Genomic DNA, 25,759 nt, shown 5'->3' on the forward strand with positions numbered 1-25,759 from the left:
CTGTTTTTTAATTTATAATTCCTTACGCAGCCTTGCCACCGGAATATTAAGCTGCTCGCGGTATTTGGCAATGGTACGCCGTGCGATGTTGTAACCCTTTTCTTTCAGCAGGCCTACCAACGCGTCATCTGTTAACGGCTTGCGCTTGTTTTCATTATTAATGACATCCTGAAGATGGGTTTTAATTTCACGCGTGGACACTTCTTCACCATCATCATTGACCAGTGAATCAGAGAACAGGTTTTTAAGATATACAATTCCGTTGGGCGTATCTGCATATTTACTCTTTACCACACGGGAAATGGTCGAAATATCAAAACCGGTGATATCGGCTACATCCTTCAGAATCATTGGTCTTAAAGATTTGTCATCAGCCGTAATGAAATAGTCCTTCTGCAGCTTTACAATCGCAGTAATGGTCTGCAAAAGCGTATTCTGGCGCTGGTTGATCGCATCAATATACCATTTGGCGGCATCCAGTTTCTGCTTGATAAATAAAGCGGCCTGCTTGTGTTCCGGCGATTTTTTATCATGAGAATACGTTGTCAGAATATCTTTGTATTCATCTGAGACACGCAGGGAAGGTGCATTTTTGCTGTTCAGTGACGGAATGACTTCCACGCCTTTGCTGCCGTTATCCTTCACGGTGATCAGAAAGTCGGGAATAATTTCGTTGTTGATGGTAATCGTTTGTGTATCAAAATTACCTCCCACGCGCGGCGAAAGTCTTGAAATAATATCGAGCGCATCACGCAGGTCATCTTCTTCGATATCGTATTTCTGCAGAATTTTGTTGTAATGCTTATTCGTGAGCGCGTCAAACTGGTTTCGCAGAATATTAGCTGCCAGACTTACGGCTTTATCACTGCTGACCTTTTTTTCAATCTGAAGCAAGAGGCATTCCTGCAGATCACGTGCACCAACGCCGGCCGGATCGAGTTTCTGCACATAATTCTCGAGGATATATTCAACGTGTTCTACCGTGGTAAAAATCCCCTGAGAGAAGGCCATATCATCCACGAGCTTTTTCAGTTCGCGACGTAGATAGCCATCGTTATCCAGGTTACCGATGATATACTCGGCGATTTTCAGGTCTTCATCTTCAACATTGGTCAGGCGGATTTGCTCGAGCAGATAATCATATAGGGACTGCCCTTCCGTAAGCAGCGCCTGATTATCAAACTCTTCATCATCTGCGGAATAATTGCTGGCCGTGGTTTTATAGGCAGGTTCGTCATCGAACAGATAATCATTCACATCAAAATCTGTATCGATGGTTTCCGTGCCTTCATCTTCAAAGCCTTCTTCTGCTGAGAATTCCTCTTCTTTGGTTTCTTCCTGCACTTTTTCCAAAGCAGGGTTTTCTTCCAGTTCCCGTTCCAGTTCTTCCTCAAATTCCAGCGTATGCAGCTGAATGAGTTTCATAAGCTGTATTTGCTGCGGGGCGAGCTTCTGCCCCAATTTCATCTGAAGGTTTTGCTTTAACATATAATAAAATGTTGTTTTCTATATTTGGTGTGTTGTGCGGTATTTATTTACCAGAAAGCTAAATTTAGTGAAAATATTTTAAAATTCGGCGCTGTGTGGCGTACGCGGGAACGGAATAACGTCGCGGATGTTGGTCATACCCGTCACGAAAAGCACCAGCCTTTCCAGTCCCAGTCCAAAGCCTGCATGCGGTACGGAACCAAACTTACGCGTGTCCAGATACCACCAGAGTTCTTTGGCATCCACATTCATTTCAGTCATTTTCTGCTGCAAAATGCCCAGCTGATCTTCGCGCTGGCTGCCGCCGATGATTTCACCGATGCCGGGGAATAAAACATCCATGGCGGCCACGGTTTTTCCGTCTTCGTTCAGTTTCATGTAGAACGCTTTGATATCTTTCGGATAATCGAATAATACCACCGGGCTTTCAAAATGTTTTTCTACGAGATAGCGCTCATGCTCACTCTGCAGGTCAGCACCCCACTCCTCAATCGGGAACTGGAATTTGCCTTTTTTGTTTTCCTTTGAGTTCTTAAGAATGTCAATAGCCTCTGTGTAAGAAACACGTTTGAATCGCTTGGCCACCACATTTTCCAGTTTTTGGATCAGGCCTTCCGCAGCGCGGTCTTTGGCCGGTTTTTGTTTTTGTTCTTCCGCAAAGCGCTGATCCAGGAAATCCAGGTCATCCTTGCAGTTGTCCAATACATAACGGATGACATATTTCAGAAAGTCTTCCGCCAGATCAATGTTATCTTCAAGGTTATTGAAAGCCACTTCCGGTTCCACCATCCAGAATTCAGCAAGGTGGCGCGTGGTGTTGGAATTTTCCGCACGGAAGGTGGGACCAAAGGTATAAACGCGGCCCAAGCCCATCATGGCTGTTTCCACGCTCAGCTGACCGGAAACCGTTAAGTTGGTTTTACGCCCGAAAAAATCCTGCGCAAAATCCACATCTCCATTTTCAGTGCGCGGAATTTCATTTAAATTAAAGTTGGTTACACCAAACATTTCGCCGGCTCCTTCTGCGTCTGCACCGGTGATAATCGGCGTGTTCATGTAGAAGAACTGGTTTTCATTAAAGAACTGGTGAATGGCAAAACTCACCGCACTGCGCACACGAAATACTGCCGAAAATAAGTTGGTCCGGAAACGCAGGTGCGCCTGCTCACGCAACACTTCCAGCGAGTGTTTCTTGGGCTGCAAAATCGTGCGGTCTCGCTCTTCGGTGAAGTTCTCACCGAGGATCTGAATTTTCTTTGCGATGATTTCAATCTGCTGGCCGGCACCCTGGCTTTCCACCACTTCGCCGGAAATGCGTAAAGATGCCGCCGTGGTAATGCGGTTAAGTGTCGCTTCATCGAGCTTCTCGAAGTCCACCACAATCTGCAGGTTATTAATCGTAGAACCATCATTTAAGGCGATAAAACGGTTAGAGCGAAAAGCCCGAACCCAGCCACTTACGGTAATGTCATGATGGAGCAGTTTTTTATAGTCTCCCAGTAATTCCTTAATCGTCGTTCTCATACGTTTTGCATTCGTTTTAGCAGCAGCTCTGCGCAGCATCCACAGGCTGTTAACTGCCGGTCAATACATGCAAACTTACGAAAATTGGCGTAATATTTGATGCAGGGCGGGAATTAAATTGGGGAGAGAAAAGAGAAAAGAGAAAAGATGAAAGCGTAAGGACTAAAGATGTTAGACTGAAAGATAATAGACTGCTGAGAAATTTAAATTTTAGATTTTAAATTATATACGGCAGCAATCAAGATATAACCAAACTATAAAGTGAGGGTGCTGAACGTCAGGAAAAACCATGTTTAAAAAAGTGGTGATTGATTAGTTAGAAAAGCAGATTATAACTTACTAATTCAAACCCGGACTTCCTACTTCCATGCTCCGTCCTGATTACTCGTCCTTACGCGAAGGTTTCAAAAACACATCCAGCAAGCCTTCCGGCAGGCTCATACGGATTGTTTTCTCCTCGCGATTAACTTCAAGAATCCAGTCGCGGACAATTGGAATGATAACTTCCTTTCCGTCGAGATCTAAAATAAAATAATGCTGCGCCGTCTGGTCGTTCACAGAGCAGATGGTTCCACAATGGGTTCCGTCCTCGTCCAGGATCTGAAAGCCAGTGACTTCGTGATAATAGAATTTGTTACCGGTGAGTTCCGGCAAAGTAGAAAGTGGCAGATACACATCTTTGGAAAGTACCTGATCCACCATCGCCTCGGTGGCGTTTTTGAAGGAAATCACCAGTGTATCGGTTTTCCCCCAGGATTGTTTTGCAATAAAAAACGGAACCAGTAATCCGTTGATATCAACGAATACTGATTCCAGTTTGTTATACATTTCGGGCTGATCTGTGTCCAGTTTCAGGAACACATTGCCCTGTAACCCGTGTCTGCGAGTAATTCTTCCTAAAAAATAGCAGTCTTCCTTACGCATATCGGGTGGTATGGGTGTTACGCTTTATCTTCAGCAGATTCGTCGTTACCGGTAATTTTATCAGCAACGTTTGCTACCGTTTCTTTCACGGTATCAACCGCATCGCTGATCGCCGCTGCAGCTGTACCAACAGTTTCAGCCACGTTTTCAACTACGCTTTTTTCTTCTGCTTCCTGTGCTGCTTTTTCTTCAGCCAGTTTTGCATCTGCTTCTGCTTTTGCGTCTGCTTCCAGTTTTGCTGCAGCATCGATACGTGCCTGGTTTACTTTAGCTTCCGCTTCGTGCGCTGCTTTTTTAGCATCTTCTTTGGATTTAGCCAGGTTGTCTTTTTTACCAAGAACCTGCTGTTCTTTAGCTTCCATCCATGTGTTGAAACGCTTGTCAGCTTCAGCCTGATCGAAAGCACCTTTGGCTACACCTCCCTGAAGGTGTCTTTTGTACAATACTCCTTTGTAAGAAAGGATTGCACGGGCAGTGTCAGTTGGCTGAGCACCGTTATCCATCCATTTCACAGCAGCATCCACGTTCAGTTCAATCACCGCTGGATTGGTAATTGGGTTGTAGGTACCGAGTTTTTCGATGAATTTACCGTCGCGGCTTCTTCTGGAATCTGCCACTACGATGTGGAAAAAAGGCTTCCCTTTTTTACCATGTCTTTGTAATCTGATTTTTACGGACATATAATTTAAAATTTGTGGGAACTCGTCCCGGTTGAAATATTAAGCTGCAAAGATACGGTTTTTTCAGGATGTAGCTGATATAAATTTATTTTTCCTAAAGGTGTTTCAAATCTTTTGTTTGTAAAGAACCAGAACGATCTTACTGGAAAAAAACCATAATGATGGCCAGTATAAAACCCACGCCTGCGTAGATCATCCCGCGGCGGAAGGCCTTGGATTTAAAATTAAACATCCAGAACGAGGAAATCACGAAGAAAAAAAGGACAATCCCGAAAATGGCATTTAATGTTGCATACCGGTGCTTGGAGGTAGATTTGTGAAGCTGACTGAATTTATCCAGAACAAAAGGCAACTGCTTTTTGGTGTATTTAGCCTCACCGGTTTCGGAATTATAAGTGCCGGCGTCGAATACTTTAACCGCATCAGTACCTTCTTTAAACTCCACATTCTTCATTTTAATTTCCTTCGCCAATTCTTTATCAGTGAGGTTTGGTTTCAGCACGACTTCAAACTTGTTTTCACGTTTCAGAAAATCAGTGTCACGATAAATGAGCAGCACGCCACTGATGGCATATACAGCCATAATGCCCGCCGCAAAATACCCGAGGTACCGGTGCGTGATCCGCATGAAACTTTTAGTGTCTTTAATTTTAGCCATGGTTCATCTGTTTTTTGAGTGTTTTATTTTTTTATGTTTTACCCAGACAGCAGCGCAAAGAAATGCACTGCTGACTGAGAAAGTGTTAATATAATATGAGAATGTGTTTCTTACAGTTTGTAGGTTAAAGTAACATAGAAATTGCGGGGCATGATCGGGTTGACCGAATAGTTCTCGTGGTAGGTGTAGTTCACTGTATCGAACAGGTTTCCCACTTTGGCCAGAACAGAGAATTTATTCCAGTCGTAGCCCGCGGTTAGGGCAACCGTTGCATAGTCATCTACTTTCAGGACACGGCTAGCACTACCGATCTTTGCTAATGCCTGCTTGGTATCATTCCAACCTGCCAAGCGATCTCCAATGTAGTACACGGTGGCACCCAGCTTCAGTCCCTGCACGTAGTCAGTGAAAGTGTAGAATACGGATGCATTCGCCGTTGTAGCCGGTGTTCGCACCAGTCGCTGATTTTCTACATAACCAAAGTCTGCTGGTGTGTCTAAATAAACTGCATGGTTATAGGAAGCTCCTGCAATGATCGAAAGGTTTTGCGTCGGGTTCCCGGTGATATCCAGTTCTACCCCACGGCTACGCATTTTTCCGGCGAATTCTTTTACATCAGGTCTGATCGGATTCTCAGGTGTCTGATAGAAATTACGATTGAGAATCTGGTAAACGGATAAGTTAAGTGCTACCGCGTTGTTCCAGAAATTCTTTTTCATCCCCACCTCATACTGATCGATGATCGATGGCTTCAGTGCACTAAGGTTCTCATCAACACCGGTATTGGCAGAGAAGGAGTTTGTGTAGGTCGCAAAAAGGCTTAAATTTTCATTTGGTGTATAAACCAGACCCGCTTTTGGAGAAAATGCGCGATCGATAGAACCGTCACTTTCCGTATAACTATTTTTTACAAAGTTTGTAGTTTCTTTGGCTTTGTTTTCCAAATAAGACCATCTCAAGCCAGCCAGTACTTTGAACTTATCGGACAATTCAATAAAATCCTGTACATATACACCAAAACGCTGCAGTGGGTTTCTGGAACGGGTCAGCCTTTCAGTTACCGGCATCATGCCTGAGGCCCAGGTAGCAGGATCATCTAAATAGATAGTACCATTATTATTGCTTCCATTAGTTCCATAAAGTGTTTTTGAGGTAATTTCTTTACCGGTAGCTTTGTCAAAATAAGTATAGGTATCATTATTACCATAATCACCATCAGCACCAATAAGTATTTTATGTGTTACCGATCCGGTATTGAATTCACCATTTACGTTAAATTGTAACGCACCATAGTTTTGCTCTGTGTAAGATCTTCCTAAAGGTCTATCCCAGCCAATGCGCCCGTCAGCACCGCGCTTCCATTGCACTCTTTCTGTGCCAAAATAATCTTTAGTATAATTCTGGTAGGAAGCGACTGCATTCAAAGTCCAGTTGTCAGAAAACTGATGGTTGAAGGTAATACCGCTGGTTGCCTGCTGCACATGCTGATACTGCCAGTCTGCCCCCAGGAAATCACTGCGTTTTAAAAGATTATTCAGGCTGTAAGAATCATCTAATTCAGTGATGGTACCAATCCCGAAATCCGGTGTAAAGTCATGTTTGAGATAATCCGCTTCCACAATCAGCTGAGACTTTTCGCCGAGGTTGAAGACAAAAGACGGATTGAAATAATATTTTTCAGAACTTACCACATCGCGGAAACTTTCTGCATTTTCATACGTACCATTCACACGGAATGCCACTTTTTTGGAAAGAGGTCCATACAGGTCAACAGTTGGTTTATAGCTGTTCCAGCTTCCTACGTTAAGGCCCACACTTCCACCGTTTTCAAATCGTGGTTTTTTCGTAATCAGGTTAATGACACCACCGGCAGCAACGTTTCCGTACAACATGGCTGAACCGCCTTTTAACACTTCGACGCGCTCCAGTCCGGATACTTCCGGGAAGACGCCACTGTTAACGCGGGCCCCGTTTTTGAAGATATTGTCGTTACCAAAAACAAATCCTCTTCCACCAAAAGAATCCTGTGAATTTCCGCGGGAAGATGTTACATACAGACCGTTGACATTTTGCAACACCTCGCTCAACTGGCGTGCCTGCTGCTGTTCGATAATCTCGTGCGTAACAATCGCAACCGGCTGTGGATTCTCCATAATCGTCAGGTTCGATTTGGAGGACAGCGGGCGTGCCTTGTTTGGGTTACCGGTCTTATGAAGGTTAATGTCCTCAATCTGCTGAATACGAACGGTATCATTCTCGGGTTTAAACTGCATTTGAGCTGCCACGGGAAGCGCTGCCATCAGAAGCGCTACGGTCAATATCTGTTTTTTCATTATTTAGAATAAGTTAAAATAACGCGGCAAAAGTACAGAAGAAAGTCCAAACCCGCAAGGTTATTTTAATTAGTTCTAAATAAAGTTAGCGTTCTACACCTTAACTTGCTCAAAATTAATACCTCAGACCAATGCCTGATTTTTATCATTTCCTTATTAAAGTGCGACCGATCAGCAGAAATATTCCGCTGATAAGGAAATAAACAAGCCCGTTTTGCGCCGAAGCGGATCCAACTAATACCACCAGAATTCCCAGAATAGCCACAACAGCCATTGCTTTACGCATCATCATATTTCCCGCAAAAACGCTGTTTTTAAACAAACGGAACAAGCCAATAAACAATGCGCCGTTCACCATATAAATAAAGATAATCGGCACGGCTGAGAGATCAAAGTTATTTCTGGTGAAAAACGGATGCATGTTGGTGAAACCATACGCTATCATATAAAAAGCGACGATGCCCAGCCCTAGAAAAGCACTGTTCAGCGGCATGCCCCTTTTCCTGTTCACATCGCCGAGGCGCAGAAATTGCGGTGACCGCTCCAAATGAGAAAACTGAAACGGCACCCGGATCGTCGCCAGCAGCAATCCATTGCTTGTTCCCAGCACGGAAATAATGATAAAGAGTTGCATCACGATCGCCCCGGCGTTGGAAGCAATTCTCCGTGCAAATTCGGTAATGTAGGTATCTTTTAAGTTCAGAATATCAGCACTGCTCATCCGCGATACAATACCGAGATAGTACAAAATATAAATGACCACAACTGCCATTGTACCCACAATAAGCGCACGCGGAAGGTTCCGTTTCGAGTCTTTAATCTCACCGGAAATCTGAGTAGCGATGTACCAACCGTCAAATGCGAAAGAGATCGGAATAAAACTGGCTGCAATGAGTAAAAGAAAACTTTCTTTCCCGGCCGGAATGGCGGTGGAGAAAACCTGCTGTTGTACTTCGCTGCTTTCCGGCTGTACCCAGGCGAGGATGCCAAAGGCCGCAATAAAAATCAACGGTAACACTTTCAGCACCGTGGTGAGTTGCTGAAAGATACCACTGGCTTTCGGCCGAAATATATTCAGTCCAAAAAATAAAAGCAGATTGGCAAAACCGATCAGTGAATAATGAATGAACTGCGGTTCAAAGTCGATAAACTCACCAATGAGATGAGCAATATAAATCCCGGAAACAGTAAATAGAACGGCGGTCAGAATCGGGTAAAACAACGTGAGGTACATCCACCCGACCAGATATGCGGCCACATCTCCAAAACGGTACTGAACATACGCTAAAATACCGCCTTCACGCGGCAGCAGTTCCGCATAGTTTGCCATGGACATCCCGGCAAATACAACGCTGACACCTACAATGATAAAGCCCAGCAGGCCGGCAAAAACATTTCCGCCGGTGACCTGCAATACATCGTCCACCTTAAAAAAAATTCCCGAGCCGATCACCTGCCCGATTACCATGGATATGGCGGTGACTAACCCATATCTGGCTTCCAATCTTTTTTCCATCTCTTACTCCTGGAGTTCCAGCCAGCGCATTTCTATTTCTTCCAGTTCTGCGGTAATCCGTTCCAGCTCGGCGGATGATTCCGCGATTTTTTCGTAATCGGTTTCATTATGCAAAGCCGCCACAATTTCCTCTTTTCTGCTTTCCAGGATCGGCATTTTCTTTTCAATTTCTTTTAAGTCCTGCTGTTCCTTGAAACTCAGTTTTCGAACGGGCGCTGCGGCCGGTGTAGCGGCGGGGGATTCTTTTTTGGCGGCAGGTTCCGGAACAATCGATTTCTTTGCTTCCTGTTGGGCCTCATATTCGCGATACTCGCTGAAATTGCCGGTAAAATCTTTTATTCTCCCCTCGCCCTCAAAAGCGAGGACATGATCCACAATACGATCCATAAAATAACGGTCGTGGGAAACAATGATCAACGTGCCCTGAAACTGCAGCAGGAAATTTTCCAGCACCGTCAGCGTGGGCAAATCCAGATCGTTTGTTGGTTCATCAAATATCAGGAAGTTCGGGTTTTGATAGAGTACGTACATCAAATGCAAACGCCGCTTTTCGCCACCGGAAAGTTTCGCAATGGGTGAATACTGCGTTTGGTCATCAAATAAAAACAGCCGCAAAAACTGGGACGCCGAAATGGTTCTGCCGTTGGCCAGCGGAAAGTTTTCAGAAATATCTTTAATAAAATCAATCACGCGCTGGTCTTCCTGATATTGCAACCCTTTTTGAGAAAAATAGCCGAATTTGATGGTCTCACCGGTTTCTATTTCACCGGCATCATACGGTTCCAACCCCTGGATGACATTGAGTAAAGTGGATTTCCCGGCACCATTTTTCCCCACAATTCCTACTTTCTCACCACGCTGAAACTGATAAGAGAAGTCATTCAGAATAACCTTCTCACCAAATCTTTTACTGATGTGTTTGAGTTCCAGAATCTTTTTGCCCAGCCTTTTCATATCAAACTCGAGCTCCAGAGTCTGTTTTCGGGTGTCGGTTTTCGCTATTTTTTCTGTTTCATAGAATGAATCAATACGCGACTTGGATTTAGTGGTGCGCGCTTTGGGCTGGCGGCGCATCCATTCCAGTTCCTTCCGATACAGGTTATTGGCTTTATCGATGGAAGCATTGAGGTTTTCCTCGCGAATCATTCTGTTCTCCAGATAAGTAGCATAACTTCCCTGATGCACATAGAGTTTATAATCCTCCATTTCCCAAATGGTGGTGCACACCGCATCCAGGAAATAACGGTCGTGCGTCACGAGCAGTAAGGTAACCCTGGCTTTCTGCAGATAATTTTCGAGCCATTCCACCATATTAATATCCAAGTGGTTGGTCGGTTCATCCATGATCAGTAACGTATGCCGATGTTCTGCCCGCGTTTCCACGAGCAGTTTGGCCAGTGCCACCCTTTTAACCTGTCCGCCGGAGAGCGTATTCATTTTTGCGGAAAGATCCGTGATTTTCAGCTGACTCAGAATCTGGCGCATTTCATTTTCCAGGTCCCAGGCTTTGTGCTGTTCCATCCCTGCCAGTGCAGTTTCCATTTCATCTGCATCATCGCTGAGCAGAGCTTTATGATAGTTTTTCAGCGCCATAATCGGTGCCGATTCCAGCGTCATCATGAACTCCTCAATCGTCAGCCGGCCATCGAAGTCAATCTCCTGATCAAACAGGACGACCTGAATATCTTTATTTATGATAACCGCACCACTGTCGGCAATTTCAGCACCGGTCAGGATCTTAAGTAAAGTGGATTTTCCGGACCCGTTTTTCGCGACGATGGCAATTTTATCACCTTCATTAATATGAAAGGTAATATCCTCAAAAAGGGTTTTGACACCGTAAGATTTCGACAGGTTTTCGGCAGAAACGTAATTCATTGAAATAGTATAAAGGGAAACGCTGCAAAAATACACAATTAAGCAGTGCGGGTGACTATGATTCCGCTGTGTCGGGAGGTAAGTGTGCAGCTTATTTTAATCCCCAAAAAAGAAAGGCAAAAAGTTTTTATATAAAAAGAGAAAGATCCGCGGTAAAATGCACCGCGACGTTAAACTGTGTTAATTCTTACCAAACCTTTTTAAATGGAATGTTTTCTGCACTAAACCGAACTTTAAAAATAAGACCCAAACATAAAATCACAAAACAATGGACAATGACAAAATTGTAAGTGCACTAAACGACTTACTTACCAAAAACTACGATGCAGAAAAAGGATACAAAGAAGCTGCAGAAAAGATTGAACATACCTCACTGAAAGATTATTTCCTGAAGCAATCTCAGAATCGCTATGATTTTGGCCATGAAATTAAAGCACTGATTGCAAAATACGGAGGCGAGCCGGACAAAGGAACTTCGGTGACCGGAGACCTGCACAGAATGTGGATTGCCATCCGCGACGCCTTCTCCCGCGGCGACCAGGATATTTATGAAGAGTGCATCCGTGGTGAAGAAGCCTTCTCCGAAGAATATGGCGAAACCCTGCGCAACGAAATTTTGCCGGAAGATGTGAAAGAGGTGGTACGCAAGCAAAAAAACTCCGTAGACCAGGCTTTGGCTACGCTGAGAACCATGGAAGGTTTTTCCGCTAAATAATGAGTTGTTAATCCAAAGAAGAAAGCATCTGCCCGGTAGCAGATGCTTTCTTTATTTAATCCAGTGTAAGCTGCCGCAAAGACCACCAGCCACCATTGTACATGTTTAAATCTACTTTGGTATTGATGCCGTACACAATTCCGTTCTCGGTAAACTGCCACATATCCCAAGAATCGGACGGCGTCGGTGCGGGCACGTCATTATAATTCGCAAGCCAGAGCGGATAACCGTCGAATTCCTGTTGCAGCACATCCTTATGATAATAGTAATAAGAATAGATAATCGGTTTCACACCATACGCTTCTTCCACGATGCGGCACCAGATTTTCAAATCTTCGATTAATTTTTTCTTGGACTTTCGCTTCGGTATTTTTTCGATATCCAGCACGGGCGGCAAATCACCGGATTCCAGCTGGACCGCCGCCAGGAAATTGTTGGCCTGTAATACAGGGTCTTCATCTGCACGGTAAAAATGATACGCACCTCGAATGAGCTCATGTTTTTTAGCTTCTTTCCAGAAGTGCGAAAAGTTTTTGTCCGCAGATCTGTTGCCCATGGTCGCCCGAAGTATAACGAATTTCAGCGGAATAGTCCGGTTGCCGATGCTCAGGCTGTCCCAGGCAATATCTTCCTTCCTTTGATAATGGGAAATATCAAAACCGTAAATCTTATCTGTATTGTCACCAAGAATACGCGTGATCCTCGCTTCTTCGCGCGCGGTGTTACTCAGTTTTTTATGTTCGAATCTATTGAAATATAAAGCATAGTAAAACGCGACTTTATCTTTCAGATACCAGCCGGTGCCCAACAGGCCCAGAAACAGAAAAAACAGCAATACCCAACGGCGCAACAGAAAATGCTGCTTCCGCTTACGATGAATTTTCCTGCGTGTTTTTCGGGTAATTTTCTTCCTGGCCATCGGGTGCAAAAGTAGCTTTTTCAGGTTATAAAAAAACCACACATTGCTGCGTGGTTTTTATTATTTAGATTATTTTACGTTTAGGCCCCATAAGGAATCCATATATTTTTGATTTCGGTCGCGTGGCGCAGGAACTCCTGCCCTTCTCCCTGAGCAGACACGAGCCAGTTCCGGTATTTTCCGTAGTTGACCCACGTACGCTTCATGCCTTCGGCGGACAGTTCCTCCACCTTTTTACTTCCTTCAGCCGAACCAAAATACCAGATGCCTTCCACATTATAATGCTTCGCCAGTTCTGCGGCCAGTTCTTCCGACGGTCCTGTTACAATATTAACGGCTCCTGCCGGTACATCCGATGTTTCCAGTAACTGATAAAAATCAGTTGCCGAGAACGGATGTTTCTCTGACGGAATCACCACTGTGCGGTTCCCCATGGCCAAAGCCGGAATCACAGTAGATACGAACCCCAGCAAGGGATGTTCCTCCGGACACACAATCCCCAATACGCCGATCGCTTCCGGCATCGCAAGGGTTACCATGCGCTGTAAGGTGGAATGCGCCGCACCATCATATTTATCCGCGAAAGCTGCGTAATAATAAATTCGGCTGATAGACAACTCAACTTCTTCCTGCGCAGACTCCAGACTTTGATTCGTCATCTCTGCGATCCGCGCCGCAAACTCTTCTGCACGAATGGCAAGATTTTCTGCCAGATAATATAAAACCTGTGCCCGTGCATGTCCGGTCATGGCCACCCAGCTTTTATCGGCATGGGCTGCTTCCACCGCGTTTCGGATGTCTTTGCGATTACCTTCTGAAACTTCACCGATATAATTGCCAAAGGTGTCGGTAATTTCGGTACTGTAACCACTGTCGGGGCGCGCCTGTTTGCCGCCAATGTACATTTTGGTCGTCCGGTCAATTTCAGAAAGCAATCCTCCTGTTTTCTTCTTTTTATTTGGCTTTTCGGTTTTAATCCGTTGCGGTTCTGTTGTAAAGGAGGCTTCCACCGTTGGTTTCAGGTATTCATACAAACCTTCGCGTCCGCCTTCCCGGCCAAAACCGGATTCACGAAAACCACCGAAACCCGCAGCCGCATCAAACTGGTTGGTGCAGTTTATCCAGACACTGCCGGCTTTTACTTTGGGTGCAATGTCCAGCGCCAGATCGATATTTTCTGTCCAGATACTGGCTGCCAACCCATATCGGGTGTTATTGGCCAGCGCTACTGCTTCGTTATGGGTGCGGAATGTCATGGCGACAAGCACCGGTCCGAAAATCTCTTCCTGTGCAATGGTAGCACTGGTCGGTACGTCGGTAAACAAAGTTGGGGGGTAGAACCAACCATTTTCAGGCAGACTATCGGTGCACTGATATAAAGTGCAACCTTCATCAGCACCGATTTGTACCAGCCGCTGAATGGTTTTAATTTGGTTTTCATCCACAATCGCACCCATGTCTACCGTTTTATCCATGGGGTTGCCGATGCGCAGCATTTGCATACGGTCCCGAAGTTTCTGGTAGAATTTCTCCGACACAGATTCCTGCACCAGTAAGCGCGAGCCGGCACAGCATACCTGCCCCTGATTGAACCAAATAGCATCCACCACTCCTTCCACGGCGGAATCCAAATCTGCATCTTCGAAAACGATGAACGGTGATTTACCGCCCAGTTCCAGGGAAATCTTTTTGCCGCTGCCCGCCGTTTCGGTACGAATCATCTTGCCAACGCGGGTGGACCCGGTAAAAGCAATCTTTTGCACATCCGGATGATTGACCAGCGCAGAACCTGCCACGCTTCCCACGCCGGTTACGATATTCACCACACCTGGCGGCAGCTTAATCTTGGCACAGACCTCGGCAAACAGCAAGGCGGTCAGAGACGTATATTCTGCCGGTTTCAGCACGACCGTATTACCCATGGCGAGCGCCGGTGCAATTTTCCAGGAAAGCATCATCAGCGGGAAGTTCCAGGGAATAATCTGGCCGATCACACCCACGGCTTCATACGCCGGAAACTCGGTTTCCATCAGACGGGCCCAACCGGCATGGTGGTAAAAATGGCGCGCGGCCAGCGGGATATCAATATCGCGTGTTTCGCGGATGGGCTTCCCGTTATCCAACGTCTCGAGGACGGCAAAAAGACGGGCATGCTTCTGAATCTGCCGTGCCAGCGCATACAGATATTTTGCGCGGCCGAACCCACCCAGCGCCTGCCACTGCGGCAGGGCATCGTTTGCTGCTTTCACGGCCCGGTCGATATCCTTCTCGTCTGCTTCGGCAACGTTGGCGAGAAATTCCCGCGTTGCAGGATTATGTGTTTCCGCGTAGGAACCGCTGTGAGGCGCGGACCATTCGCCGCCGATAAATAAATCGAAGCTGCGGTTGTGCTGCTCCAGAAATTCCTGCGCTGCGGCAGCGCTCTCGGGTGCGGGTCCGTATTCCATGGTTTGGTATATTTCTTTGATATTCATGTTATTCAATGTGAGTTAAAGTGGATTAAGCTAGTTGCCATATTCCTTTCATTAGGTTGAGCTCTTTGCGGCTATGCTTCTCCCGGCAAGAGGTGCCGGCACTGCGCCCCGACCTGAATGGAGCTCTTTCTGTGGCCGGCTAAGGCCGCAAAAAAGCGGGAATGGAGGGCGGAAAAAGGCGCCCAAATTATCATCAGGCCATAGGATGACGGTAAGAGGCACTGTAGCGACCGGTTACAAAATGTTCCAATTGCCGCTCGATATCGCCCAGGAGGGAACTCGCGCCAAAGCGGAACAGTTCGGGAGTCAGCCAGTCATTTCCTAATTCTTCTTTGATTAAAATCAGATAATCCAGTGCCTGCTTGGCTTTCTGGATTCCGCCGGCCGGTTTGTAGCCCACGCGTACACCGGTAAGTTCGTAATAGTCGCGGATACAGCGAATCATTACCAGACTGACGGCCAGCGTGGCGTTCACGGATTCTTTTCCGGTAGAGGTTTTAATGAAATCGGAGCCTGCCATCATCGCAACCCAGGACGCTTTCGCTACTTTGGAACAGGTAGGAATTTCGCCGGTTGCCAGGATGGTTTTCATGTGTGCTTCGCCGCAGGCTTCGCGGCAAAGTTTGATTTCATCGTAGAGTTCTTTCCATTTGGATTCCAGTACCAGATCACGGGAAATCACAATATCAATTTCGGTGGCACCTGCGGCAACTGATTTCCGGATTTCCGAGAGTTTATCTTCCAGCGAAATTTTGCCGGCCGGAAAACCGGTTGAAACTGCGGCAATCGGAATCTCTGTGCCGTGCAGCACTTCTTTTGCGTACCGAATCAGATTATGATACACGCACACGGCCCCGGTGGTGAGATTAATATCTTCCATACCCATGGCCTGCAACAAATCGCGGCGGATGGGATTTTTCGCTTTTTCGCAGAGGCGCAGAACATTTCCGCGGGTATCATCGCCCGCAAGGGTGGTCAGGTCTATCATGGAGACTGCTTTCAGCAACCAGGCAGCCTGGTATTCCTTTTTCACGGAGCGCCGGCCGGTAAGCGTTGCCACGCGTCTTTCGATGGCGCTTCGGTTTAAGGTAATATGGTCAAAATAACGGGTATCATACGGGATGCCCTCGTTTCGCACTTCGTGTGACGGTGTATGTGTTTTTTCTTTTTGCTCCTGCAGGGTTTTTTCCATAGCGTACGCTTTTACCGGCGGACCGGGCCCGCCTGATATTAAGATGTAAAAATAATCAATTTAAACGGAAGCGTCACAGCAAAAGCGCAGAGAATAGCGTCAGACACGCAGCTGGCGGTTAATGCTTTGCTCAAGAGAAATGATGGTTTCCGTGCGGGTCACGCCATTGAGTTTCTGCAGTTTATTCAGAATTTCCATCAGGTGGTCATTGTCGCGGCACAAAACTTTCAGAAATATGGTATAATTTCCGGTGGTGTAATGCGCTTCCACCACTTCATTTACCTGCTTTAAGGCTTTAATAGCTTCGGGATAATGGCTGGGTTTATCGAGAAAAACGCCGATATAGCAAACTACTTTATAACCGACTTTTCGGGGATTAAGATAGGAGACAGAACTTTCAATCACGCCGGCTGACTCCAGCTTTTTGATGCGTTGATGGACCGCAGTGGTAGAAATTCCTACGTGTCGGGAAATCTGGGCGAGCGATGTTTTGGCATTATCCATCAGCAGGTAAATTATCTCTTTATCTATACTGTCTAAATGATACTCGGCATTCGCTGCTTGTTTCATCGTGAAATTATTAAAATTATTCTGTACTTGACTTAAAAGTAACCGTTACCGGAAAATGATCGCTGCATCCGCCGAGGTAACGCGTACCGGCATAGGTCCGAAGCGGACGTACCGAAAACGCGCCGTGGCGCTGCTGCAAAGTCGCAGCATTAAATATGCCAGCCTTGTGAAATTGTAAAGGAAATTGGGAATTAATAAAATGAGATGAAAAAACAAACTGATCAAACAGCAAACCTTCGCCGTAATGCCAGGTGGAAAATCGCTTTTCCTGAAAGAGGGATTCAAACGGATTACACAGCGAATGCGCGGGCCCCGCGCTGATCCTGAATTTCTGCAATTCATCCGAATCGGGATTTACATTGAAGTCGCCCAAAACCAAAACCGGAGTGCTGTTCAGGCTTTTAATTCTGTTTGCCAGTGCTTCCAGCGTAGCGATCCGCTGGTGGCGTTTGCGGTTTTGCTGCCGTTGCGACGAAAGATGAAGCACAAATACATGCAAAGGATGGTCATCAAAAATAAACGCAGCGTGTAAAATATCGCGCACAGGCTCTGGGTATTCAATGCCTATTGTCTCAGTATGCTGCAACTGCAGAAGATCAGAATTATATAAAAGTGCAACGGCAATTCCCCGCGGATCGGCAGAGTCAAAATACAGATAGGACCACTCTTCACCGAAGGCTTCTGTGTTCAACAGATCTTGCAAAGGACTTATCCTGTGTACTTCACACAAACCAATGAGGAGCGGATCCGCCATTGAAAACAACTCCCCAAATACATCACCCAGCTGCCTGATTTTTCTTTTATAGCGGTAGTCGTTCCAGCCGCGAAGACCTGAGACACCGGGATCTGTACGATGGCGGCCGGGAACATCCGGCGGAAATAAATTTTCTACATTATAAAAAACTGCCTGAAATTGCTGCATGAAGCTTTGCAGTTATTCGCCGAGTAAATCGGGCCGGCGTTCACGGGTGATGCGCACGGCTTCATCATGGCGCCAGTCTTCGATTTTGGCTGCATTGCCGCTCAGCAAAATGTCCGGTACGCGCAAACCTTTATACTCAGCCGGCCGCGTGTAAATAGGCGGAGATAAGAGGTCATCCTGAAAGCTATCCGTAAGTGCAGACTGTTCATCATTTAAGACACCGGGCAGCAGGCGTATCACAGAATCAGCAAGAACGCAGGCTGCCAGTTCACCGCCGGTAAGTACATAATCGCCGATGGAAATCTCGCGTGTAATATGAAGTTCGCGAACGCGCTGGTCAATTCCTTTGTAATGTCCGCACAGGAAGAGAAGATTTTCTGTGGTAGAAAGGGTATTGGCAATTCTTTGGGTTAATGTTTCACCGTCGGGCGTAAGATAAATTACCTCATCATAGGTTCGCTGCGCTTTCAGTTCGCTCAGGCAGTTGTCCAGCGGTTCAACCATCATCACCATGCCGGCGCCGCCACCGTACGGCTCATCATCCAGCTGGCGATGCTTCCCGATGCTCCAGTCGCGCAGGTGGTGAAAGTGAACTTCTGCCAGCCCTTTCTGCACAGCTCTTTTTAAAATAGATGTTTCAAAGGGACTCTGCATTAATTCCGGCAGGACACTCACGATATCAATCCTCATTGTTCAGTATTGTTCTTATTGTTGGGTATAATGATGAGGCGCAAAGAGGAATCTTTATTAAAGTAACTCCACATCCAGTTAAAGAAGATGGCGATTTTATTCCGCACACTCAGAATGAGCATTAAATGCAGGAACATCCAGACAAACCAGGCCAGGATTCCCTGGAATTTAAGATTCGGCAAATCTACCACAGCGCGGTATTTTCCAATCGTTGCCATGCTGCCCAGATCATCGTATTCATAAGGCGTCCAGTCAGCTTCTGATTTTCTAAGGATATTGCGGCCCAGGTTTTTGCCCTGATTAATGGCGACGTTGGCTACCTGGGGATGGCCGGCCGGGTACAGCGGCGTCTCCATATAGGCAATGTCTCCGATTGCGAAAATATTATCATAACCTGCCACACGGTTAAAGCGGTCGGTAATATAGCGATTGCGCAGAACGCTTTCTGAAGCGATACCTTCGATGATATTACCGGTAACGCCTGCTGCCCAGATCACATTATTACTCGGAATGGTTTTGCCGCTTTTCATGTACACCTTATCGCCGTCGTAATCGCTTACCATCTCACCACGCAAAAATTCCACGCCCAGTTCGGCCAGATATTCATCTGATTTTTTCTGTGCCTGTTCACTCATCGTGCCCAGCGGTGTATCGGTAGAACTAATTAAAATAATGCGCAGATCATCAAAATTCATGTGCGGATAATCGCGCGGCAGAATATCTTTTTTCATCTCGGCGAAAGCACCGGCCAGTTCCACGCCCGTCGGTCCGCTGCCCACGATGACAATGTTCCAGTTTCCGTCGTCGCTGCGGCGGCGTTCTATAATAAGTTTTTCAAACGTCAGCAATACGTGATTCCGGATGGCGATGGCTTCCTGGGTATTTTTCATCCCGAAAGTCAGCGCTTCCATCTTTTCATTTCCGAAGAAATTGGTGCGGCATCCGGTAGCAATTACCAGTTTATCATATGTGTATTCCGCATCCTCGATGATAATTTTATTTTGTTCCGGCACGATTCGCTGCACTTCTGCCAGGCGGAACTGCACATTGTGCGAGCGCTGAAATATCTTGCGGAAAGGAAAAGAGATATTGCTGGGCTCAATACGGCCACAAGCCACCTGATAGAACAAAGGCTGAAACATATGGTGGTTCACTTTGTCAATCACCATTACTTTTTTCCGGCGGTTATTGAGTTTTCTGGCCAGCTGAAGTCCGGCAAAACCGCCACCGATAATTACAATTTTCTCCCGTGCTTCCATATGTGCAAAATTAAGAATTAATAACGGACCCTGCCCGCCAAACATAAGAAATCCCCGAAAGTTCAGGGATTTGAAATATCTTTATTGTTTTACAATCTGAGTTACTTTCTGGGTATTGTCACTTAGTACGTACCGCATCAGATATTTGCCAGGCCGCAACCGGTCCAGCCTGATTTCTGCTGTATTTTTGTTGATTTGATATTCCGCTACCTGCATTCCCAGGATGGAATAAAAGGTCACCATCCGAACCTGCAGTTGCGGATCTCTTGCCTTCACCATAATCTGATCACGAGCAGGATTAGGATACACCACCAGCACCGCGTCTTCGGTTTTACCCGGAACTTGGGTCCGGTCTGACGTCTGTGCGTTCAGCGGCAAACTCCATAGAGATACTCCGGCAAACAGTAATATAAAGAATAGTTTTTTCACGTATAAACAGGATATTTTAATAATCTTAGCTAACAAAAGTACGGAATCCAATTGAGAATGCCATAGCTTTTTTGCTAAACTATAAGTAAATTTGCAGACGATAAATCAAATACTATTCCAACCCCATGATTATATATTCAAGAAACCGACGCCTCCGCGCTTCCGCCGGAATCCGCGCTTTGGTACAGCAAACAGTTCTTACCCCGAATGATTTTGTAATTCCCATGTTCGTTATGCCGGGAACCAATATGCAGGAACCGGTTGCGGCCATGCCGGGTGTTTTTCGGCGTACGGTAGATCTGACGGTAAAAGAATGTAAGGAACTGTACAACCTTGGAATCCGCGGAATCAATTTATACATGAAAGTTCCAGATGAGCTGAAAGATAATACCGGACAAGAATCCTGGAATGAAAACGGCCTGATGCAAACGACCATTAAGGCGATTAAAGACGCTGTGCCAGGCATGGTCGTAATGCCTGATGTTGCGCTGGATCCCTACTCTATTTACGGCCATGATGGCATTATCACCAACGGAAAAGTTGACAATGACGCGACCAATGACGCGCTTGCCAGAATGTCTGTGTCACTGGCAGATGCCGGTGCAGATGTGATTGCTCCGAGTGATATGATGGATGCCCGCGTGGCCGCCATTCGCCTGGCGCTGGAAGAAAACGGCCATACTGATGTAGCCATCCTGAGTTATGCTGCCAAATATGCCAGTTCTTTCTATGGTCCTTTCCGTACTGCGCTGGACAGCGCGCCAAGAGAAGATGAAAACATTCCATCCGATAAAAAAACGTACCAGATGGATTTCCACAATTCCCGCGAAGCCCTGGATGAAGTACAGAAAGACATTGCCGAAGGAGCCGATATCATCATGATTAAACCGGGCCTTCCTTATCTCGATATTGTGGCGAAAGTGCGCGAACAGATCGATCAGCCCATCGCAGTTTTCAACGTGAGCGGTGAATACGCCATGCTCAAAGCCGCCGCACAAAACGGCTGGCTGGATTATGATAAAGCCATGATGGAAGCTCTTACCTGTATTAAGCGTGCCGGTGCGGACATGATTTTCACCTATGCTGCAAAAGATGCTGCCATCTTATTAAATAAATAAAGAAGAGTTGTAGGAAGCAAATGAAGCTGTCTGTTTTTTCACAGACAGCTTTTTTTATTCGATGCTGCCGATATAGAAAAGACCAAGACAGCGCTCGTCTTCTCCCAATTCTAAATACGAATGCAACTGCGCTGCGTATGCCGGTGTACTCCAATAACAGCCCAGGCCATACGTAGTTGCCATTAAATACATATTCTGCACGCCCATGGAAGTCGCTGCAATCTCTTCCCATTCCGGCACCAAAACACTGAAAGCGGTCGATACCGTAATAATGGCGGCAGAGGCATTTATTTTTAAAATAATGTCATCGTATTTTTTCTGCAGGAAACGCTCCGGCGGTGTGGAAGCTTTATAGATTCGTGCCATTTCAAGCGCCAGCTGCTCCTTCTCCTCATTTCTGAAAACTTTAAAACGCCAGGGCCTGGTACGTTTATGATTAGGAGTTAGATGCGCTGCCTGCACGATGTCTTCAATCACCTGGGCAGAAACCGGTTGTTGGGTATAGGATTTCGGGAAAGTACTTTTTCTTTGCTGCAGAATTGCCTTTAATTGTTCAGTTGCGTTCATAGCCCTAAAGATACGCTATTTCAAAGCACCTGCTCAATCACCTGGCTGATGTTGTTGAGCACAAAAGCATCGCCGGGCTGGCGGCCGAACATTGTTTTCGCCATGGGGCTTTCCTCGGAGATCGCATAGAACCGGTCGCCTTCATAAAAGAATTCACCCAGAGAAACAGAGATATAAAACCGCGCTTTATTTGTAAAGACCAGTGAGCCATGCTGAACCCGTTGCGTGGCACTGTCGGTTACCCGCACCAGTTTACCGCGCATATGCTGCAGGGCCGCCAGCTGTTTTTGCATCTGATAAATTTCCTCTTGCATCTCCTCGCGAATCGTGTCATACTTCGATGACTTTTTAACCTCGCGGCTTGCTTCCAGCGTAAACTGCATGAAGTTCGACAGCTTTTCAATCTTCTGGCTGATGACGTCTTTTATATGTTGTCGCAGTTCACTTTTATGAACGGTTATATTTCGCATACCCTCTCCATTTATTAATATAAAATCAAACTGTATGCAAAACAGCGCCAACCGCTTATTATTAAGGTTGCAATTGCTGACGTACCGCTTCATAGAGCAGTGCCCCGCAGGCAACTGATACATTCAGCGACTGTGTTTTACCGGTAATCGGCAGCTTGATTTTTTCATCGGCGTGGTGCAGCACTTCTTTGGAAATTCCGGTCTCTTCATTCCCCATGACCAAGGCGCAGGGCTGCGTGAAATCAACATCGTACACCAGCTTTTGCGCTTTTTCGGTGGCCGCATAGACCTGTACACCGGACTGCTGCAGAAAATCTACTGTATGTGCCAGATGTTTTTCTTTACATATTTTAACATTATACAAAGCGCCGGCGGATGTTTTTATGGCATCCGAATTCACAGGCGCAGCACCTTTCTCCGGAATAATAATAGCATCCACACCCACACATTCAGCGGTTCGGCAAATGGCGCCGAAGTTCCGCACATCCGTTAAACGGTCCAGAATGAGCAAAAACGGCGTTTTTCCTGCTTCGAAAATACCGGGCAGTACTTCTTCAATACTATAAAAAGGAATATCTGAAATAAAAGCCACCACACCCTGATGATTTTTTCGCGTGAAGCGGTTCAGTTTTTCCACCGGTACGTAATTCGCGCGGATGCCGTGGGTGCTGAGCAATTTTTTAAGTTCCGCATAAAGCGGACCCTGCAACGCATTCTGCAGAAAAATCTTGTCAATTGTTTTTCCTGCTTCCAGCGCTTCCATCACCGGGCGTATTCCAAATATAAAGTCTTCTTTCATGTATTATTTTAAATTTAATAAAAAACGGATTGCTCCCGGTCGCAAGGTACGGCTCAGGACTGCTCTCCGAGTAAAGCACGTTTCTGTGCGAGAATATATCCCAGATGCTGTGCCTCGTGCATATTGTTAAAAATAATGGCATCCTGAATATTCTTCAGGTCCAGGCCGAAACTGGTAGTGTACGGCGTATAATCCGAGAAAAAATCTGCATCGTAATCTTTTACCAGTATTTTAGAGGTTTCCGTGAGCAAAAAAGCGAGGTCTTCCATTTCTGAAGGTTGCACAGAAAGATTGGGCAGCGTGCCTTTCTTATAGGTTTCGATCCAGTACTGATCAATCCGCAGATCATTGCCGCTCAAATAATAACATAGCAACTGCTGCGTCGCGACGGTGTGGGCGATGTTCCAGTAGATATTATTATTAAAACCATCCGGAATGTACAGCAAGTCTTCCGATGAAGTTTCTTTTAACAGCTGCAGCAGATTCTCCCGAACCTGGCGGTGTGCCTGAAAATGGTAATTCATAAGGCCTTTAGTTTTCAGCTGTGTAAAAGTACACGATTAAAGCGATAACTTCAAAATTGCACTGTAAGTTGTTCTTTGTGCAGCGTCCTCCGCTCAAGTGAGCATTAAACGTAAAAGCCCATAAACAGGAAGGGTTTAACAAAACTTTAACGCTCAATTGGCATTAATTGTGTTGATTGGTGTGAGTTTTTAATAGAAATTTACAAGTTAAATACAATTTTATATGTCAGAACTCCATCAGGCTGAAGATATCCGGTTGCTCACGGAACGTGTGAAAGAGCAGAACTATCTTTTTACCCTGCTGCGCCAGGAAGTCAATAAAGCGATTATCGGACAGAACTACATGATCGACCGGCTGCTGATTGGCCTGCTCGGCAACGGCCACGTTCTGCTGGAAGGAGTACCGGGTCTGGCAAAAACACTCGCCATCAAAACTCTGGCGGAAGCAGTACAGGGCGAATTTTCCAGAATTCAGTTTACACCTGATCTGCTGCCGGCCGATGTGGTAGGAACTATGATTTATAGTATTAGAGACAATGACTTCTCGGTAAAACGCGGGCCCATTTTCGCCAACTTCGTGCTGGCAGATGAGATCAACCGGGCGCCATCTAAAGTGCAGTCTGCCCTGCTGGAAGCGATGCAGGAAAAGCAGGTAACCATCGGAGATGAAACCATGGCTTTGCCGCGCCCGTTTCTGGTACTTGCCACACAGAACCCAATCGATCAGGAAGGAACTTATTTATTGCCGGAAGCGCAGAGCGACCGCTTCATGCTGAAGTGTACCATTACTTATCCTACGCTCGAGGATGAACGGCAGATTATGAAAATGGTAGCCACTTCGCACCAGCCGGAAATACGGCCGGTGATCAGCCTTCAGGATGTCTCCGAAGCAAAAGAACTGATCAACAAAATTTACCTCGACGAAAAAATTGAAAAGTACATTCTCGATATGGTGTTTGCGACCCGATATCCGGAGAAATACGGATTGTCGGATTTAAAATCCTACATCGGTTTCGGTGCCTCCCCGCGGGCGTCCATCAACCTTTCAATTGCCGCACGCGCCATGGCCTTCCTGCGAAACCGCGCCTTCGTGATCCCGGAAGATGTGAAGGAAATCGCGAAAGATGTGCTCAGACACCGTATCGGTTTAAGTTTCGAAGCCGAAGCCGAGGAAGTAACCGCCGACTCCATCGTAGATACCATCCTAAGCAAAATCCAGGCACCTTAATTATAGTTTATCAGCGCCGTGGATATCAAAGAAATCATCAGAAAGGTTAAGCAGATAGAAATCCGAACCAAGAAGAAATCGGAGGCTACGCTTATGGGACAATACCACTCTGCTTTCAAAGGCCAGGGAATGACGTTTTCTGAAGTACGACCCTACCAGTTTGGTGACGAAATCCGCCGCATTGACTGGAACAAAACTGCACGCTTCCGCGAACCTTTTGTGAAGGTAATGGAAGAGGAACGCGAACTCACGCTGATGCTGCTGGTCGATATCTCGGCCTCGATGGATTATGGCACCCGGGCCCAGCTCAAACGCGAATTCGTGGCGGAAATTGCAGCCAGTATCGGCTTTTCTGCCACAGGTAATAATGACAAGGTGGGCTTAATTCTGTACGCTGATAAAGTCTATAAAGTAATCCCGCCGCGCAAAGGCCGCAAGCACATTCTGGCGATTATCAGCACCTTGCTTTCCACAGAATATGTAGCTGCACAGGCCAGCATGGAAGCCGCGCTGGAATACATGATGACCGTCTTTAAAAAGAAATCGCTTATTTTTATGTTTTCAGATTTCGAAGACATCTATGATAACAAAATGCTGCGCGTCGCTGCCCGAAAACATCAGTTGCTGGGGTTGCGGATCACGGATGATAAGGACAATGAAATCCCGGATGTAGGCTATGCACTGTTCCGCGATGCCGAAACCGGCCGGCAAGTCTGGGCCAACACCTCGCTGGCGCGATGGCGCTATCAGTTTGCGGAAAATCAAAAACAAAAAGTAAGGCAGATTACCAATGATTTCGAAAATGCCTCTGCAGGTTTTATAAACATTCAGACGGGTGAAGATTACAGCAAACACCTGTACCAATATTTTAGAAAAAGATAA

24 protein-coding genes are annotated in these 25,759 nt (G+C 46.2%); 4 read left to right on the forward strand and 20 right to left on the reverse strand.

Annotated elements, in window-relative coordinates:
- Positions 1-12: 12 nt before the first annotated feature.
- The 8 genes from rpoN to MVI27_RS08080 form a co-directional block, all read right to left on the reverse strand.
- Complete coding sequence (rpoN, locus tag MVI27_RS08045) at positions 13-1,488, reverse strand: RNA polymerase factor sigma-54 (protein WP_246960557.1); 1,476 nt, start codon at positions 1,486-1,488, stop codon at positions 13-15.
- Positions 1,489-1,566: 78 nt separating this feature from the next.
- The gene (gene asnS, locus MVI27_RS08050) at positions 1,567-3,012 is read right to left on the reverse strand and encodes an asparagine--tRNA ligase (RefSeq protein ID WP_246960560.1); all 1,446 of its coding nucleotides are present in this window, start codon (positions 3,010-3,012) and stop codon (positions 1,567-1,569) included.
- Between the two features lie 381 nt (positions 3,013-3,393).
- Complete coding sequence (gene rimM / locus MVI27_RS08055; RefSeq protein WP_246960563.1) at positions 3,394-3,936, reverse strand: ribosome maturation factor RimM; 543 nt, start codon at positions 3,934-3,936, stop codon at positions 3,394-3,396.
- Between the two features lie 17 nt (positions 3,937-3,953).
- Positions 3,954-4,616, reverse strand: a complete 663-nt coding sequence (locus MVI27_RS08060; RefSeq protein WP_246960566.1) for a 30S ribosomal protein S16 — start codon at positions 4,614-4,616, stop codon at positions 3,954-3,956.
- A 139-nt stretch (positions 4,617-4,755) separates the two neighbouring features.
- Positions 4,756-5,274 carry a hypothetical protein gene (locus MVI27_RS08065; protein WP_246960569.1) on the reverse strand — a complete coding sequence of 173 codons (519 nt, stop codon included), beginning with the start codon at positions 5,272-5,274 and terminating at the stop codon, positions 4,756-4,758.
- Between the two features lie 110 nt (positions 5,275-5,384).
- Positions 5,385-7,607 carry a TonB-dependent siderophore receptor gene (locus MVI27_RS08070; RefSeq protein ID WP_246960572.1) on the reverse strand — a complete coding sequence of 741 codons (2,223 nt, stop codon included), beginning with the start codon at positions 7,605-7,607 and terminating at the stop codon, positions 5,385-5,387.
- 145 nt (positions 7,608-7,752) lie between these two features.
- Positions 7,753-9,123 (reverse strand): APC family permease, encoded by a 1,371-nt coding sequence (locus MVI27_RS08075; protein ID WP_246960574.1) that lies wholly within the window; start codon positions 9,121-9,123, stop codon positions 7,753-7,755.
- Positions 9,124-9,126: 3 nt separating this feature from the next.
- A complete protein-coding gene (locus tag MVI27_RS08080; RefSeq protein WP_246960576.1) occupies positions 9,127-11,001 on the reverse strand; it encodes an ABC-F family ATP-binding cassette domain-containing protein in 1,875 nt (624 codons plus the stop codon).
- Positions 11,002-11,269: 268 nt separating this feature from the next.
- Between MVI27_RS08080 and MVI27_RS08085 the strand changes: the two genes are divergently transcribed.
- Positions 11,270-11,716: a ferritin-like domain-containing protein gene (locus MVI27_RS08085; RefSeq protein ID WP_246960578.1), complete on the forward strand. Its 447-nt coding sequence runs from the start codon at positions 11,270-11,272 to the stop codon at positions 11,714-11,716.
- 55 nt (positions 11,717-11,771) lie between these two features.
- On the opposite strand, the gene MVI27_RS08090 is transcribed toward MVI27_RS08085, so the two are convergent.
- The 8 genes from MVI27_RS08090 to MVI27_RS08125 all read right to left on the reverse strand — a co-directional run bounded on the left by MVI27_RS08090 (position 11,772) and on the right by MVI27_RS08125 (position 20,171).
- Positions 11,772-12,635 carry a glycoside hydrolase family 25 protein gene (locus tag MVI27_RS08090; RefSeq protein ID WP_246960580.1) on the reverse strand — a complete coding sequence of 288 codons (864 nt, stop codon included), beginning with the start codon at positions 12,633-12,635 and terminating at the stop codon, positions 11,772-11,774.
- An 80-nt stretch (positions 12,636-12,715) separates the two neighbouring features.
- The gene (locus MVI27_RS08095) at positions 12,716-15,109 is read right to left on the reverse strand and encodes an aldehyde dehydrogenase family protein (protein WP_246960582.1); all 2,394 of its coding nucleotides are present in this window, start codon (positions 15,107-15,109) and stop codon (positions 12,716-12,718) included.
- 193 nt (positions 15,110-15,302) lie between these two features.
- Positions 15,303-16,301 carry a deoxyribose-phosphate aldolase gene (gene deoC, locus MVI27_RS08100; RefSeq protein ID WP_246960583.1) on the reverse strand — a complete coding sequence of 333 codons (999 nt, stop codon included), beginning with the start codon at positions 16,299-16,301 and terminating at the stop codon, positions 15,303-15,305.
- Positions 16,302-16,400: 99 nt separating this feature from the next.
- Entirely contained in the window at positions 16,401-16,871 is a 471-nt protein-coding gene (locus MVI27_RS08105) for an Lrp/AsnC ligand binding domain-containing protein (protein ID WP_246960585.1), read from the reverse strand.
- A 16-nt stretch (positions 16,872-16,887) separates the two neighbouring features.
- On the reverse strand, positions 16,888-17,793 hold the full coding sequence (locus MVI27_RS08110) for an endonuclease/exonuclease/phosphatase family protein (RefSeq protein WP_246960587.1): 906 nt from the start codon (positions 17,791-17,793) through the stop codon (positions 16,888-16,890).
- Positions 17,794-17,805: 12 nt separating this feature from the next.
- On the reverse strand, positions 17,806-18,483 hold the full coding sequence (gene trmD / locus MVI27_RS08115; RefSeq protein WP_246960590.1) for a tRNA (guanosine(37)-N1)-methyltransferase TrmD: 678 nt from the start codon (positions 18,481-18,483) through the stop codon (positions 17,806-17,808).
- Complete coding sequence (locus MVI27_RS08120) at positions 18,480-19,742, reverse strand: NAD(P)/FAD-dependent oxidoreductase (protein WP_246960599.1); 1,263 nt, start codon at positions 19,740-19,742, stop codon at positions 18,480-18,482. The genes trmD and MVI27_RS08120 overlap by 4 nt, the downstream gene beginning before the upstream one ends.
- 81 nt (positions 19,743-19,823) lie before the next feature.
- Positions 19,824-20,171 (reverse strand): T9SS type A sorting domain-containing protein, encoded by a 348-nt coding sequence (locus MVI27_RS08125; RefSeq protein ID WP_246960601.1) that lies wholly within the window; start codon positions 20,169-20,171, stop codon positions 19,824-19,826.
- A 125-nt stretch (positions 20,172-20,296) separates the two neighbouring features.
- Between MVI27_RS08125 and hemB the strand changes: the two genes are divergently transcribed.
- A complete protein-coding gene (gene hemB / locus MVI27_RS08130) occupies positions 20,297-21,289 on the forward strand; it encodes a porphobilinogen synthase (protein WP_246960603.1) in 993 nt (330 codons plus the stop codon).
- A 54-nt stretch (positions 21,290-21,343) separates the two neighbouring features.
- Here the strand turns inward: hemB and MVI27_RS08135 are convergent, their stop codons facing one another.
- The 4 genes from MVI27_RS08135 to MVI27_RS08150 all read right to left on the reverse strand — a co-directional run bounded on the left by MVI27_RS08135 (position 21,344) and on the right by MVI27_RS08150 (position 23,649).
- On the reverse strand, positions 21,344-21,856 hold the full coding sequence (locus MVI27_RS08135) for a nitroreductase family protein (protein WP_246960605.1): 513 nt from the start codon (positions 21,854-21,856) through the stop codon (positions 21,344-21,346).
- A 20-nt stretch (positions 21,857-21,876) separates the two neighbouring features.
- The gene (locus MVI27_RS08140; protein WP_246960607.1) at positions 21,877-22,326 is read right to left on the reverse strand and encodes a hypothetical protein; all 450 of its coding nucleotides are present in this window, start codon (positions 22,324-22,326) and stop codon (positions 21,877-21,879) included.
- A gap of 61 nt (positions 22,327-22,387) precedes the next feature.
- Positions 22,388-23,125, reverse strand: coding sequence for a 23S rRNA (guanosine(2251)-2'-O)-methyltransferase RlmB (gene rlmB, locus MVI27_RS08145; protein WP_246960608.1), 738 nt, complete (start codon positions 23,123-23,125; stop codon positions 22,388-22,390).
- A gap of 53 nt (positions 23,126-23,178) precedes the next feature.
- Positions 23,179-23,649, reverse strand: coding sequence for a DinB family protein (locus tag MVI27_RS08150; RefSeq protein ID WP_246960610.1), 471 nt, complete (start codon positions 23,647-23,649; stop codon positions 23,179-23,181).
- 223 nt (positions 23,650-23,872) lie between these two features.
- On the opposite strand from MVI27_RS08150, the gene MVI27_RS08155 reads away from it, so the two are divergent.
- Complete coding sequence (locus MVI27_RS08155; RefSeq protein ID WP_246960611.1) at positions 23,873-24,877, forward strand: AAA family ATPase; 1,005 nt, start codon at positions 23,873-23,875, stop codon at positions 24,875-24,877.
- An 18-nt stretch (positions 24,878-24,895) separates the two neighbouring features.
- Positions 24,896-25,759, forward strand: a complete 864-nt coding sequence (locus tag MVI27_RS08160; RefSeq protein ID WP_246960612.1) for a DUF58 domain-containing protein — start codon at positions 24,896-24,898, stop codon at positions 25,757-25,759.

It is taken from the genome of Chryseobacterium salipaludis (genome assembly GCF_022968825.1).
Classification (GTDB): Bacteria; Bacteroidota; Bacteroidia; order Flavobacteriales; family Weeksellaceae; genus Kaistella; species Kaistella salipaludis.